Source organism: Clostridium sp. (assembly GCF_050717515.1).
GTDB lineage: Bacteria > Bacillota > Clostridia > Clostridiales > Clostridiaceae > Clostridium_AD.
In genome coordinates, this window is record NZ_JBOITL010000025.1 from 212588 (window position 1) to 227702 (window position 15115).

At 30.9% G+C, this 15115-nt stretch carries 13 protein-coding genes; 10 read left to right on the forward strand and 3 right to left on the reverse strand.

The genetic code is table 11. The features are described 5' to 3' along the window. Nucleotides 1-56 precede the first annotated feature (56 nt). Complete coding sequence (locus ACREV6_RS10510; RefSeq protein ID WP_431577963.1) at nucleotides 57-908, forward strand: YitT family protein; 852 nt, start codon at nucleotides 57-59, stop codon at nucleotides 906-908. A 63-nt stretch (nucleotides 909-971) separates the two neighbouring features. Here ACREV6_RS10510 and fdxA read toward each other — a convergent pair whose 3' ends face one another. Continuing rightward, on the reverse strand, nucleotides 972-1142 hold the full coding sequence (fdxA, locus tag ACREV6_RS10515; RefSeq protein WP_164956761.1) for a 4Fe-4S ferredoxin: 171 nt from the start codon (nucleotides 1140-1142) through the stop codon (nucleotides 972-974). Nucleotides 1143-1770: 628 nt separating this feature from the next. Between fdxA and ACREV6_RS10520 the strand changes: the two genes are divergently transcribed. Together ACREV6_RS10520 and ACREV6_RS10525 are read left to right on the forward strand one after the other, a co-directional pair. Continuing rightward, nucleotides 1771-2274 (forward strand): DUF8052 family protein, encoded by a 504-nt coding sequence (locus ACREV6_RS10520; protein WP_431577964.1) that lies wholly within the window; start codon nucleotides 1771-1773, stop codon nucleotides 2272-2274. Between the two features lie 20 nt (nucleotides 2275-2294). Beyond that, nucleotides 2295-3926: a carbon starvation CstA family protein gene (locus tag ACREV6_RS10525; protein WP_431577965.1), complete on the forward strand. Its 1632-nt coding sequence runs from the start codon at nucleotides 2295-2297 to the stop codon at nucleotides 3924-3926. A 235-nt stretch (nucleotides 3927-4161) separates the two neighbouring features. Here the strand turns inward: ACREV6_RS10525 and tkt are convergent, their stop codons facing one another. Together tkt and ACREV6_RS10535 are read right to left on the reverse strand one after the other, a co-directional pair. Next, nucleotides 4162-6150: a transketolase gene (gene tkt, locus ACREV6_RS10530; RefSeq protein ID WP_431577966.1), complete on the reverse strand. Its 1989-nt coding sequence runs from the start codon at nucleotides 6148-6150 to the stop codon at nucleotides 4162-4164. Nucleotides 6151-6673: 523 nt separating this feature from the next. After that, the gene (locus ACREV6_RS10535; RefSeq protein WP_431577967.1) at nucleotides 6674-7390 is read right to left on the reverse strand and encodes a YesL family protein; all 717 of its coding nucleotides are present in this window, start codon (nucleotides 7388-7390) and stop codon (nucleotides 6674-6676) included. A gap of 234 nt (nucleotides 7391-7624) precedes the next feature. Between ACREV6_RS10535 and ACREV6_RS10540 the strand changes: the two genes are divergently transcribed. From ACREV6_RS10540 to ACREV6_RS10570, 7 genes are all read left to right on the forward strand, one after another. Continuing rightward, complete coding sequence (locus ACREV6_RS10540; protein ID WP_431577968.1) at nucleotides 7625-8482, forward strand: GNAT family N-acetyltransferase; 858 nt, start codon at nucleotides 7625-7627, stop codon at nucleotides 8480-8482. Nucleotides 8483-8532: 50 nt separating this feature from the next. Beyond that, nucleotides 8533-9273: an elongation factor P 5-aminopentanone reductase gene (gene ymfI, locus ACREV6_RS10545; protein ID WP_431577969.1), complete on the forward strand. Its 741-nt coding sequence runs from the start codon at nucleotides 8533-8535 to the stop codon at nucleotides 9271-9273. 86 nt (nucleotides 9274-9359) lie between these two features. Next, nucleotides 9360-10844 carry a methyl-accepting chemotaxis protein gene (locus ACREV6_RS10550; protein WP_431577970.1) on the forward strand — a complete coding sequence of 495 codons (1485 nt, stop codon included), beginning with the start codon at nucleotides 9360-9362 and terminating at the stop codon, nucleotides 10842-10844. Between the two features lie 123 nt (nucleotides 10845-10967). Next, a complete protein-coding gene (locus ACREV6_RS10555; RefSeq protein WP_431577971.1) occupies nucleotides 10968-11297 on the forward strand; it encodes a hypothetical protein in 330 nt (109 codons plus the stop codon). 171 nt (nucleotides 11298-11468) lie between these two features. Beyond that, a complete protein-coding gene (locus tag ACREV6_RS10560) occupies nucleotides 11469-12155 on the forward strand; it encodes a response regulator transcription factor (protein ID WP_431577972.1) in 687 nt (228 codons plus the stop codon). A gap of 1 nt (nucleotide 12156) precedes the next feature. Then, a complete protein-coding gene (locus ACREV6_RS10565; protein WP_431577973.1) occupies nucleotides 12157-13539 on the forward strand; it encodes a sensor histidine kinase in 1383 nt (460 codons plus the stop codon). Nucleotides 13540-13576: 37 nt separating this feature from the next. Continuing rightward, a complete protein-coding gene (locus ACREV6_RS10570; RefSeq protein WP_431577974.1) occupies nucleotides 13577-15097 on the forward strand; it encodes a hypothetical protein in 1521 nt (506 codons plus the stop codon). Nucleotides 15098-15115 lie beyond the last annotated feature (18 nt).

Sequence of the window (15115 nt, forward strand, 5' to 3'; positions counted from 1 at the left end):
GAAATAGTATATAATTTTGTATAATATGAGAAAATATAAATAAGGAGGGGACTCGCATGAAAAAAATAATTAAAGAATATGTCTTAATAACTATTGGGCTAGCACTTGTAGCTGCAGGATTTTATTTCTTTTTAGTTCCAAATAATTTAGCTGTAGGAGGAGTTAGTGGCCTTGCTATGATTATAAATTTGTATGTGCCAGCTCTTTCTATTGGAGCCATAATGCTTGTACTAAATGTAATCCTATTCATTATAGGATTTATATTTATAGGATCTAGCTTTGGAATTAAGACAATTTATTCTAGCTTGGGATTATCAGGTATGATATGGGTTTTAGAGAAGGTATACCCTATGACAGGCAGTATAACAAATGATTTATTTCTAGAGCTAATCTTCGGGATATTAATTGGAGCAGTAGGCATGGGTATGGTGTTTAACCAAAATGCTTCCACAGGAGGAACTGATATAATAGCTAAAATACTTTATAAGTATTTTCACTTAGATATAGGAAAGGCTTTGCTTTTGGCTGATTTTTTCGTAACTATTTTCGCAGGTATTGCCTTTGGACCTAAAATTGGAATGTATGCACTGCTTGGAGTTATTATCAATGGGTTTACTATAGATGCAGTTATTGCAGGAATGAATATTTGCAAAAAAATTGAAGTAGTTAGCTCAAGAGGTGAAGATATAAAAAGATTTATTATTGAAGATTTAGGTAGAGGAGCCACTTTGTATACTGCTAAAGGAGCTTATACAAATGAGGAAAAAGAAGTTATAACTACTGTTTTAGGTAAAAAAGAATTTATAAGATTAAAAATTTATATAAAAGAAATTGATAAGAAAGCTTTTATAATCACATATAACGTACATGAAATTCTTGGAGAGGGTTTTAAGGACATAAACGAATAAAAAAATATAAGCTACTGACAAAGTCAGTAGCTTATATTTTAATAATGTGAAATATGTTCTTAATTAAGCTTCAACTGGAGCGCCTACAGGACAAACGCCAGCACAAGCTCCACAATCGATACAAGTATCAGCATCTATAACATATATAGAATCTCCTTGGCTTATAGCGTTAACTGGACATTCAGGCTCACAAGCACCACAACTTACACATGCATCAGTAATTTTATATGACATAATAATCAACCTCCTTTTTTAATAATCCACGTACATAGTAACATAATTGTCCTAATAAATAAAGCGTTTTTTGTAAATAGAAAGTTATATAGACATTAACAGAAATGCCATAAAGTAGAACACTATAAATATTAATTGTACAAAATAAAAACCATAGAATTCAATCTATGGTAAATTAGAGGTGCCTAATTTGTCAGTATTAAAAAGTTGGGTATTAAATTAACTGAATTAAATATAGTTACAGCTAAAAACTAAATTTAAAACAGTTAACTTAATACATTGCTAGTTAGTAACTTTTAGCTGTATCTATATATTAAAGATGAGCTCATCTACTTAGCTGTGAGTTAATAACTATCGGTAGTATTATATGTAGGCAATTCATAAACTATTCAATGTAAATAAAAAATTATATTTTTATATTTGGTTATAATAATGAAAAAGCATATAAAACATTTTCATAAAGTATAGAAAAATGTAGAATTTATAGTTTTGAATAGTTTTTTTAATATAGTGAATATCATTACTTGATAAATAAAAAAATAAGAGTTATTATATAAGTGATGATTTGTTTTGATAATAATGTATTATATGAATAAATTTACTAAATAAAATAATGGGTGGTGTTTTCATGATAGCAAACATTTACATGGAAAATTTATTTGAAAAATATAACAAGAATTTTAATATAAGCAAAAACATAGAGTTATGTGAAAAAAAAATAAGTCTATTTGCTGAATACAAAGGCATAGGAGCACGAACTTTTATTACACAAAAGGATGTTATTGATAAATTTGAATTTAATGAGTACTGCATTGTAAACGATTACAATAAAATCAGTATACAAGAGGTTGTAGAATATACAGAGTATTTAAAGACATTAATAAACACTTTGGTAAAGCCTCATAGGGAGCACAAGAGTTCTACAATTACAGGAGTAATTGTATGTAGTACACCTATAGATAAAAGCACTGAAAATTTCATAAAAAAATTCAGGTTTACAAAACATTACAAGTTATATTTTCATGGGTGGAGTGATATACGATTATTATTAGTTGATTTAAGTAATAATTTAGTTATTTCAAATAAGCAGGGCAACAGCGTAAAAAAGGTGTATATTCCTACATCTTTATAATAAATAAAGGGGGCATATCAATGAATTCAATAGTATTATTACTTCTAGGAATCATTATTTTCTTAACGGCTTATATTACGTACGGTGGATATCTAGCTAAAAAATGGGGCATTGACATTAAAAAAGAAACACCGGCTCACACAAAATTTGATAATATAGACTATTGTCCGGCAGATGCAAAAATTCTCTTAGGACATCATTTTTCGTCAATTGCTGGTGCTGGGCCTATAGCAGGTCCAATTCAAGCTGCTGTTTTTGGTTGGATTCCAGTTATATTATGGATTTTGATTGGTAGTGTTTTTATAGGTGGTGTGCATGACTTTGGTTCATTATTTGCATCTATGAGACATGAAGGAAAATCTATAGGTGAAATTATTCGTATTAATATTGGCGAAAGAGGTAAAATGATATTTAATATTTTTGCATGGGTTACATTAATCCTTGTAGTTGCTGCTTTTACAGATATATGTGCTTCTACATTTGCATATGATGCCATGAGTCCTACACTTCTTACTGGCGCTCAGGCAGGAACTGCCTCCATATTATTCATTTTTCTTGCTATGGCCTTTGGATTTGTTGTTTATAGAAAAAATGCTGGAATTGGATTATCTACAATTGTAGGTGTTGCTCTATTATTTGCATGTATATGGATTGGTTATTCTTTCCCTTTTGTTAAGCTTACTAAATTCCAATGGGATATTGTTCTTTTGATTTACATTACTTTGGCATCCATACTTCCTGTTTGGATGTTACTTCAACCTAGAGATTATTTATGCTCTTTCTTACTTTATGCAATGCTAGGTGGTGCAGTACTCGGAATATTCTTAACTCGCCCTACTATGCAGCTCGCTGGTTTTACATCATTTAAAGTTAAGAATCAAACACTATTTCCATTCTTATTTGTTACTGTTGCCTGTGGAGCAGTTTCAGGTTTTCACTCTTTAGTAGCTTCGGGTACTACTTCAAAACAAATTTCTAAAGAAGGTGATGCAAAACTTATAGGGTATGGTGCAATGCTAATAGAAGGATTAGTTGCAATAGTTGCACTTATTTCTGTGGGCTATGTTGCAAAATCACAAGGTACACCAGCACAGGTTTTTGCGGGTGGAGTTGCAACGTTTATGAATAGTTTTGGAATACCAATGCAAATCGGAAAAGTTTTTGTAATTCTTGCCTTCTCTGCATTTGCTTTAACAAGCCTCGATACTGCTACAAGAATTGGTAGATATATATTCCAAGAATTTTTTACCAATGCATCTGAAAAAACAAAGAAAACATATGCAAACATGTATACCTCAACGTTTATAACTGTAGCTGCAGCAGCTGCATTATTAGCATATGGTTATCAAAAGATTTGGCCAATATTCGGTTCGGCGAATCAATTGTTGTCAGCACTAGCGTTACTTGCGGTAACTTCATGGCTTGCAAAATGTGGAAAGAAAACTGCTATGACTTTAATCCCTATGATCTTTATGTTTGCAGTTTCACTTTCAGCATTATTCCTACTTATTAAACAATATTTATTCAGCGCAGAAAAAAATATGATTCTTGGTACTTTTGCAGTTCTTTTATTTGGTCTTGCAATAGTGCTAATAATAGAAGCTTATAGGTCCTTAAGTGGTAAATCAAAAGGTAAAGATGTAAGTATTTAAAAAATTGACTAACTATTTAACGACATTTCAGAAGGGAAGTCTCCTACTTCTATAAGGGGGTAAATCTCCTTCTGAAGTCGTTAATATTGCAGCACCGTAGGTGATGATTTAACTTAAAAGGTAGAGCAAATTCATGATTTTCATGAACATACTCTACCTTTTTTAATTTACAATTAATTATTCACAACACTTTACATAATTTTATGGTGATGCCACTTGCCACGTGGGTGGCACTTTATTTGAGTAATTTAAGTGCTCTACTAACAACATTTTCTGTTGTAAATCCAAATTCTTTGAATAGTGCTTCAGCGGGAGCAGAAGCTCCGAATCTATCAATAGCTATTACATCGCCATCAAGACCCACATATTTATGCCAACCAAAGGAAGAACCTGCCTCAACTGCTAATCTAGTTCTTACATTTGAAGGCAATATAGCTTCTTTATATTCTTTTGATTGTGCTTCAAAGAGATCTAAACAAGGCATACTTATTACTCTAGCCTTTATACCTTTGTCATTTAATAACTTAGCTCCTTCATAAATAAATTCTACTTCAGAACCAGAAGCCATTAAAATGATATCCGGGTTTTTACCTTTTTCTTCATAGGTTTTTAATACATAGGCACCTTTTAGTGCTTCTATTGAAGTTTCGGCGTATAGTGGAAGATTCTGTCTTGTAAGTATTAATGCAGTAGGAGTTGTCTTTGAAGTCATTGCAGCATACCAACCAACAGCGGTTTCTCTAGAATCAGCTGGTCTAAACACATTAAAGTTCGGTAGAGCCCGAAGTGCTGCAAGATGTTCAATAGGTTCATGAGTCGGTCCGTCTTCACCAACTGCTATACTATCATGAGTTAGAACATAAGCTATTGGAAGATTCATAAGGGCAGATAATCTCATAGCACCCTTCATATAATCACTAAATACAAAGAAAGTTGAAACAAAGGTTTTAAGACCTCCATGTACATAGATTCCATTTGCAATAGCTGCCATTGCGTGTTCTCTTACTCCAAAATGAAGATTAGAACCATTTCTATCTTCTCTTGAAAAATCACCCATGTCCTTCATATATGTTTTATTAGAAGGTGCAAGATCGGCTGAACCACCTATAAGGTTTGGTACATATTTAGCTAATGTATTTATTATTGCTCCAGAAGAGTTTCTTGTTGCGGCTTTGCCCTCAAACTTCCACATTTCCTCCACTTTAAGTAAATCTATAGGAAGTTCTCCACTTTGCCATGCTTCATATTCTTTAGCAAGCTGTGGATTTGATTTGCTGTACTGAGCATAAAGAGTATTCCATGCAGTTTCCTTTGCTTTAAGATCTGCTTTTACATTTTCCATATGCTTAGTTACTTCACTTGGAACTGTAAATGGTTCTTCACTCCAGCCCATGCATTTTTTCATTTCAACTATATTATCTTCACCAAGTGGTTCGCCATGTGCTGAGGAAGTCCCTTGTTTTTTAGCACAACCAAATCCGATAATAGTTTTAACTACAATAAAGGAAGGTTTATTTAACTCAAGTTTAGCATTTTCAATGGCATTACCTATTGCTTCCATATCATTGCCGTCTTCTACATATAACACTTGCCATCCATAGGCATCAAATCGCATGCCTACATCTTCTGTAAATGCAATACTTGTACTGCCTTCTATAGATATGCTATTTGAATCATACATTACGATAAGTTTAGAAAGTCCTAAGGTACCTGCAAGGGATGCTGCTTCGCCAGAGATTCCTTCCATATTGTCCCCGTCACCACATATAGCAAAGGTATAATGATCTACAATCGCATGATCTTTTGTATTAAATTTTGCTGCAAGATGACTTTCAGCGATTGCCATACCTACTGCATTAGCAATTCCTTGACCTAATGGTCCTGTGGTAACTTCAACACCATTTGTATGACCGTATTCTGGATGACCAGGTGTTAAGCTTCCCAATTGTCTGAAATTCTTTAAGTCTTCAGTAGTTAGGCCATATCCAAAAAGATGGAGTAGTGAATATTCAAGCATTGAACCATGTCCTGCAGAAAGCACAAATCTATCTCTATCCTGCCATTTTGAATTGAGAGGATTATGTTTCATATGGTTTGCCCATAGTGTATATGCCATTGGTGCCACTCCGAGAGGTAGCCCTGGATGTCCTGAATTTGATTTTTGTATTGCTTCAGCTGATAAAACCCTTATAGTATCTACGGTTAATTGTTCAATTTTACTCAATTTAATTTCCTCCTTATTTATACAACTTAATGTTTATGTTTATTTAAATTACTTATAATAGGTAAATGTCCTATTATAAATATAAAAGATAATCCTATATATTGCAAGAAATTATCATTTTTCTTAAAATATTTTTTGAATATCTCATAAAATTTGTAATTAATAATAATATAGCATAGAGTATACTACTTAATCCTTATATTTATCACCAAACAATTTTTTCTGAAAACTATACTTTAATACAACATCCTTATTTTTCCGGCCATAGCGCTAGGAATAATTCTCTCATCTATTCCAATATAATCCATTTTGCCCTTCTTTCTGATATTAATAGAGCTTTTAGTTAATGGTTTGTAACATATTATAGAACTTTTCAAAGCTCATAATTTAATTATAATATACTATATAGTTTAGCACACATAGAGATATATACAAAAAACTTAAGGGGACAGTTAGGTACTATTTTAATTTTATTAAATAGTACCTAACTGTCCCCTGCTTTTATCTTTTTTTATAGCATGCTTTATCCTTGAATATTTTCAGTATTTTTTTTAAGCTTATCTTCAATTTCAAGTAGTATTTTTTGTTGATAAAACATTAATAAATAACATATAGCACTAGCCATAAATAATAATATAAAATTAGAAACTTTATACAATACGAAGCCTATAACTAAAAAGCTAGCAAAATTTAATAGCGTAATATGAATTTTTTTAATGGAATAGTATGCTGCAGTTTTAAGAATATCTTTCCAACCTAAATAAAATCTTGAGATTATTGGGAATACATAAAGACTTATTAAAAAAATAAAAGCAATAATAATAAAAATAAGCGAAGTTACAATTTGTGGGTAACCCTTTGAGATAAAGAATTTAGTATTAATAAATAATATACCTATTATAAGCAATTCTATAGTCCAAAAAAATAATGATTGAAAAAAATTAGCTTTATAAGCTTTAAAAAAATCCTTTGTAATACTTATATCTTTTTCCCTTATAAGCTTTCCCATTACACTAAGTAGTGCGGTTGCGGCGGGTCCGATGGGGATACAGCATAAAATAATAATAAAAGCAAACCAGGGTGGAATTGGGACTCCACCATTAGAGATAACCACAAGTAATATAAAAAGTAGTGGAATATTGAGAAGACAAAAGTAAAAATTGCCAGAAAAAAACCAAAATATGTAATTAGATATGTTTTGAATAGTTCCTTCACCAAATTCTCTTTTTGTTTTTGACATTTTTTCCTCCAATTGCATTTATCAAATGCTACTATTTAAATTGAACTAAGTAAATAGATCTAATAATAAGAAAATTTTTATAACTACTTAAAATGTAACATAAAATATGTTAAATGCAAATAGGTAGAACTATATTGTTATTTATTTGAATTTGCCTTATTATTAAATTAGAGATAATAGTGTTAAATTAATGAAATTACGTTAGTAAATAATAAATAATGAAGGAGGAATGCAATGATAGTTTTTAGAAAACTAATACACGAAGACTATGAAGATATTGAAGAAATTTCAAAGGATATTTGGGAAGGTGGCGATTATCTACCCAGTGTATTCCACAAATGGGTAGAGGATAAAGGAATATTTTTAGGTGGAGTTGATACGGATAATAATAAAGTTGTTGTAGTAGCTAAACTATCCATACTTTATGATGGAAGTGGTTGGCTGGAAGGACTTAGGGTACATACTAATTACAGAGGTCAGAAATTGGCAAAGAGAGCTACAGAGGAGATATTAAAAAGAGCAACTGAATCCTTAGAAAAGGGGGTTATAAATAAAATTGCCTTTGCAACTCATATTACCAGTATAGAAAGCAAAACTATGATGGAAAAATTGAACTTTAAGTTAAAGGAAACTCAAGTTTTGGCAATTAAGAATATATCCTCTTTAGATTCAAATATAAATATAGAAGATTTTCGTGTAGAAGTCTGGGATATTAACTTTGAGGAATTCAAAAATCATTATTATATAAAAAGAAGAAATGGATTATTACCACTAGCCTTCGTTTTTGAAGAAGTTACTGGTAAGTTATATGAAAGTCTTAAAGCTAATAATTCACTTGTTAAAATAAATGGTCATCCTGGACTGTTTAAATATAAAGGCGAAGCTAATTTTATTGCAATGGAAGATACCTTTGAAGGAATAAATACATTTATGGATTATTATTTATTGAACTATAAGAACAAGGGAGTCAAAGAGCTATCTACCCCTGTTTGTCCACAGGACAAGGCTCTAATAGAAAAATTAAAGTCAGTTGGCTACATTTCTTTGGCAGATTGGAAGCCAGATTGTTTATATTATATTGGTGAAAGGTAAGGTATAAAAAAGGATTAGAAAGAAAACATTATAAGTTAGGAGCGATTTTTATGAATTTAAAAGGTAAAGTAGCTATAGTTACAGGAGGATCTAGAGGAATTGGAAAAGGAATTGCTATAGAACTAGCTAAGTCTGGAGCTTGTGTAGTAATAAATTATAAAAGTAATGATAAGGAAGCTGAAAAAACTCTGCAGGAAATTGAAGAAATAGGAGCTTACGCCTTGAAAATCAAGGGGGATGTAAGTGAATATGAATTTTCAAAACAGTTGATAAAAACTACTGTTGAAAAATTAGGCAAAGTAGACATATTGATAAATAATGCAGGAATCTCAAAGGTTGGTCTATTTATGGATGAGTCACCGGGTGAATGGGACAATATTTTAAATGTAAATCTTAAGGGTACAATTAATTGTTCACATAGCGTAGTAAAAGAAATGATAAAACAAAAAAGTGGAGTAATAATAAATATATCCTCAATGTGGGGGAATGTAGGTGCTTCTTGTGAAGTTATTTATTCAGCTTCTAAAGGAGCGATTAACTCTTTTACAAAGGCACTAGCTAAGGAACTTGCACCATCTAATATTAGGGTTAATGCTATAGCACCAGGAGTTATAGATACAGAAATGAATAGTTGGCTTAGTAGTGAAGAACGCAAATCACTAGCTTCTGAAATACCTATGATGAAATTTGGGGAAGTGCAGGATGTTGGTATGCTTGTAGCCTTTTTAGTCAGTGAAAAATCAAAATATATTACTGGACAAGTGATAACAATAGATGGAGGAATGCAATAGCAGTTTAGAATAAATTGAAAGTTATAGTATAAATTAGATATATATACTATACTATACATAAAATAAAGTTACAAAGGGAGACATGTATGAAGGTTGGACAAGAACTCACGAATAGAAATAAAAAAATCTTAAATTTTAATATTATAGCTATATGGGTATCCACTATTGTATTAACATTGCAAACCGCATTAGCACAAGGAAAAGATGCAGGGGTTGAAGTTTTGATTGTAACTGGAATATCTTCAATAATTGCAAGCATTTTTTATATTTCCAAGATGAATTTCAGAATTAAGGGACTACTAGTAAATTTATCACCACTTTTTGGGTGTTTGTATTTAGCTTATTTACAAGGGGGATTAGAATCTGGGGTTTTAGTATTTAATGCTTGCCTGTTATTAGTAGCATTATACAGTGATATTATTTTATTATGTATTTATGGATTTATTTTAGATTTTTCATTAATTTTAATGTATATTTTGTCACCAAAATCTATACTGGGAACTACCATGGAATTTAGAGGCTTTATAAGTAGTTTAGCTATTATAACTCTTAGCATATTTTTATTATGTTTACTTACAAAATGGAGTTCAGAGTTAATTCGCGAAAGTTTAGAAAAAGAGGAAAAAACATTGGACTTATTAAGCAAATTGGAAAATACAATGGATGGCATAGATAAAAACACGGGGGTTTTGAATAGTAGTATTGGAAAATGTAATATAAATATAAACACGGTAAAGGAAATAAGTGAAAGTGTTGTTTCAGCAGTTAATGAGATGACAAATGGCATAACTATGCAAGCGGATAATGTCAACAACATAAGTCAAACCATAATTAGCACTTCCAATACTGTGGAACAAAGTAAAGAAATTTCACGAAAAATAGTAAGTGTTTCAGGAGTAGTAAATAATGATGTTACAGAAGGGACACAGCAAATAAAAGAATTGGACAAGCAGATGAGTATAATTAAGAATGCTGTTAAATCTTCTTTGGATACAGTAATTACGCTTCAAAGCCAGATGGGGGATATAGATAAGTTTTTAGCGGGAATAAAAAATATAGCGCAGCAGACAAATTTATTAGCTTTAAATGCTTCAATAGAAGCTTCAAGGGCTGGAGAAGCTGGCAGAGGGTTTTCAGTTGTAGCGAATGAAGTTGGTAAATTAGCAGAGGAAAGTAATATCACTGTTGAAAATATTTATAAGATTATAAAAAGTACAAGTATAACCACCAGTGTAGCTTTAGGAGAGGCACAAAAAGGTAATGAAGCAGTAAACATAGGGGACCAAATTGCTCGAAAGCTTTACGGTACATTTGAGAATTTAATAACAACATTTGAAGAGTTGAATTTACACATTTCAAAACAAAGTCATGTTATAAACGATGTTAAAGATACATTTACTGTAGTTGATACAGAGGTGCAAAACATTGCTGCGGTATCGCAGGAGTATGCAGCTACTACAGAACAAATTTTGTCTGTGATACATGAACAGAACAATAAAATTTCTGATATTGTACAGGAAATTGGAGAGATTGGCAATATAAGCAATGAGTTAAACAAGATGATAAAATAAATTATTTAATAGATTATTAATACTTTCTTAAGATACAATTAATATATGGGGCTATTTATATGATATAATTAGATTATTAGTTAACAAATAAATCACATAAAATGAAAGAAGGAAAATATTATCATGGAATATACGAAGGGCAAGAACATAATTTCAAAGTTAATGAAATCAGCAATATCTATTGGTATTTTTATCCTTATATTAGTAGCGATACCTTATATAGCTATCTTTGTTATTAGAGCCTTGCTTTTTATTGCAGTTTTTGGAGTTTTAGTATGGGGTAGTTTCAAACTAGTAAGGAACATTAAAAATTTTATCTATAAGCTAAGTACAAAGAGAAATGCTAACATACAAGATAATATGTCTAGTAGTGATACGTCTACAACAGACTCCATTGATATTAATTATGAGGATAGCGTTATTATCGATGTAGATTATGAAAAGGTAGAATAAGTACGTGCTAATACGGCTAATTTATAAATGATGTTTTAAAAGCCAGTCTATATATTAGATTGGTTTTTTGTTTTAAGGATTTTGTAAAACCTTTATTATAATTTAGAAAGCTCTTATAAATTGTAGTAATGTTTGATATAATTTTAGTATTAGGTAAATGGGGGTGCAAGAATGAGTAGAATATTAATAGTGGAAGACGAAGAGTCTATTAGAAAGTTTATTAAAATTAGTTTAAAGAGAGAAAAATTCCAAGTTTTTGAGGCTGCCTCAGCGGAAGAAGGCATACAAAAAATACTTCAGGAAACCCCAGATGTGCTTATATTAGATGTTATGCTTCCGGGTATGAATGGATTTGAACTTTGTGAAAAATTAAAAAAACAAAATGAAAATATTGGGATAATTATTTTGACAGCTAGAGGACAAGATATGGATAAAATAATGGGATTAGAATTTGGTGCAGATGATTACATGGTAAAGCCTTTTAATCCATTGGAACTTGTTGCACGGATAAATTCTCTTTTAAGACGAATGAAGTACAAAAGTAATGAAGGATCAAATTTTATTAATTCTAGAGAATTCAAAATTGATCTGTACTCAAAGAAGATTTTTAAAAGTGATATAGAATTAGATTTAACACCAAAAGAATTTTTGCTTATGAAAATGTTTATTCAAAACCCTAGTAAGGCATTGAGTCGCGATGAACTTTTAAATTCAATTTGGGGATATGAGTTTATTGGAGATACTAAAATAGTTGATGTAAATATTAGAAGACTTAGAAGTAAAGTTGAAAAAGACCCATCAAATCCTCAATATATAGAGACAGTTTGGGGAACAGGTTATAGATGGGGGGATTCTTAAATTGAAATCCATAAGAACGAAGCTGGCTGGTAGTTACTTATTGGTAATACTAATTACTGTTATAATTGTAGAGGGATTTTTAATAGCAGGAACTAAAAAATACTATTACAAAAATTTAGAATCAAATCTATCCAATCAGTTAAAGTTATCTACTAGCTTTTATAATACATATTTAGCTTCAGCAGGCGTGAAGGAAAATGTAGCTAATAATGTAGATGTGTTTTATGAAAATATTAATGCTGAAGTTCAAATTATAGATTTAAAGGGATTTGTTATTATGGATTCTCTAGGATCAATACCAGTAGAAAAATTGGAGGGAAAAGATTTTAAAACAGCCTTAGATGGAGGACTTGGTAGCATAATTGACAGACAAATACATGAAAATGAGGGGGTTATGACAGTAGCATATCCCTTGTTTTATAATGGAAAAATAAATGGGGTATTGAGGTTTATAACTTCCCTTAAGAAAATTGATGAGGATATTTATGCACTATCCAGATTTTTCCTTATTACTGGTGGGATGGTTATTATATTATCAGGAATAGTAAGTCTCTTTATTTCTAATATAATAACTAAGCCTATAAAAAAAATCATGGTAGGGGCAGAAAAGATGGCCAGTGGAAATTTTAATGAGAAAATCAATATAAATTCAGATGATGAATTAGGACAGCTAGCAAAAACGTTGAACTATATGACTGACGAAATATTAAAAAACGAAAGGCTGAAGGATGAATTTATTGCCTCTGTATCACATGAACTGAGAACACCACTTACATCTATTAAAGGATGGTCTATTGTATTGAATTCTAGTAAGTTAGAAGATGAAGAAGAACTTAAAGAGGGGCTTTGCATTATAGAACAAGAATCTGATAGATTAACTTTTTTAGTTGAGGATTTGTTGGACTTCTCTAAATTATCTTCAGGAAAAGTGTCTATAAAGAAGGACTTTATTGATTTAAAGGATATTTTAATGAATATAAAAATGCAGACTGTGCCTAGAGTTTTAAAGGATAACATCCATTTAAATTTAGAAATAGAAGAAAATTTACCGAAAATATTTGTGGATAGAAATAGGTTGAAACAAGTACTGATAAATATTTTAGATAATTCTTTTAAATTCACACCTAATGGAGGGAATGTAACTATAAGGGCAAATTTAGAAGTTGAAAATATTATTATAAAAATAATAGATACAGGATGCGGTATACCGAAAGATGAATTACCAAGAGTAAAAGAAAAGTTTTTTAAAGGTAGAAATGCTAATTCAAAAAATGGTATAGGACTTTCAATATGTGATGAAATTATAAAGCTTCATGGGGGTAAACTCCAAATTAGTAGTGCGATTGATAAGGGCACAGAAGTATGTATAATTATCCCAGTGTAATTTGCGAATAATTAATACTGTGCAAGGGAGCAAAGTTATGAAAAAAATAATATCTTTATTTATTTTAGTGTTAGTATTAGTAAGTTTTACGGCCTGCAATAATGTTGATTTATCAACAACCAGCAGAGTAGTACCACCTAAAGTAGCAATTTCTGTCCATGGAATTTGGAAGGTAGAAAGCTATGCATTTTCAGCTGTGTCTAAAATGGAGGAAGCAGAGGCAAAGGAGTGGATTGGAAAAAAGGCATCCTTTGATGAGCAAAAAATTGTTCTTCCAGATGATAATTGTGAAAAGCCTGAGTTTAAGATTAAAAGTGTAGATTCTAATACATATTTATACAATAATTACAAATCGTCTATGAAGAGTATTAATATAAATCAAAGTGAAATTAAGATTATTACTATTACTTCTAATCAAAATTATTTTAGAGATATTATAAAAATTGATGATAGCAGGATAGTCATAATAAAGGATGGAGTATTCTTCTTTCTGTCAAAGCAACCTAATGAAAACAAAATAAGTATAGATGACATTGAAAATGGAAAAAAATTATCTTATAGTAAAATAGATCCCTATACAAAAGGAAATCAATCTGGACTTTTGTTAGGCTTAAAATATTATAAAAGTGTTGATTATAAATTACCTTATGCTAATGAAAATAAAACTATATTGGAACCGGTATATAGAACATTATGGATTAGCTATGATGGTTCAGTAGAGCCTATATCCGAGTTGCCATTTTTATTTGTGCCAAGGAGGACTGGTTTTTGGAAACTCCAGGTTAGTAGAGAAATTACTGATAATTATGGGGTGGATTCCGTGCTAGCGGCGCCCGTAGGCAAAGAAATGAAAAAAGCAAGCATAAAAGTCGAAAATACAGGTTTTTATGATTTTAAAAGTGTTAATTTTGTGGGAAATGATTATGTGTGTTATGAGAGAGATATTGAAAGTGATGTAAAAGGTGACAAACAATCAAATTCATCTCATTTATTAGAAGTGGTTCCCTTGGATACTATATATACTGGGTCAGAAGTTCCAATTGTTGCATCGAAGGTATTAGGTGAAAAAGGGATAGATGGGCTAAATGCTGGTGCAAAATCATATTTAAGAACTATTCCAGAAAAAGATAAAAATGTAGTAAATAGTACGCCACTGCCTACAAGTTTTGGGATTTTTAGAAAGAACGGGAAATGGTTATTACGTGGTAGATTAAATTTTTCAGGTGCGATGGTAAAAAATGAATATGCGGATTTTAATGTTCCTATAGAAGCACCTGAAAACTTGGTAAACTATGATTCACTATTTCCATCTTGGGAGGTTATAAAGCAAAAAGTTCCTAATGCATTAGATGCATATACATCTCCTAATAAAGATATTGTAGTAGTGTTAACAAATTCAAAATTGTCAGTTTATGCTATAAAAGATAATGTTTTAGGGGAGGTTCCCTTGAAAGAGTTACAACTTAAAAATTCGGAAGTGTCTGTTATGGCACAGTGGGCAACAGATGATTATGTTAAAATTTGGTCTGAAGATGTAAAGAAAATTAAAGGTAAATAATACAAAGGAATTTTATAG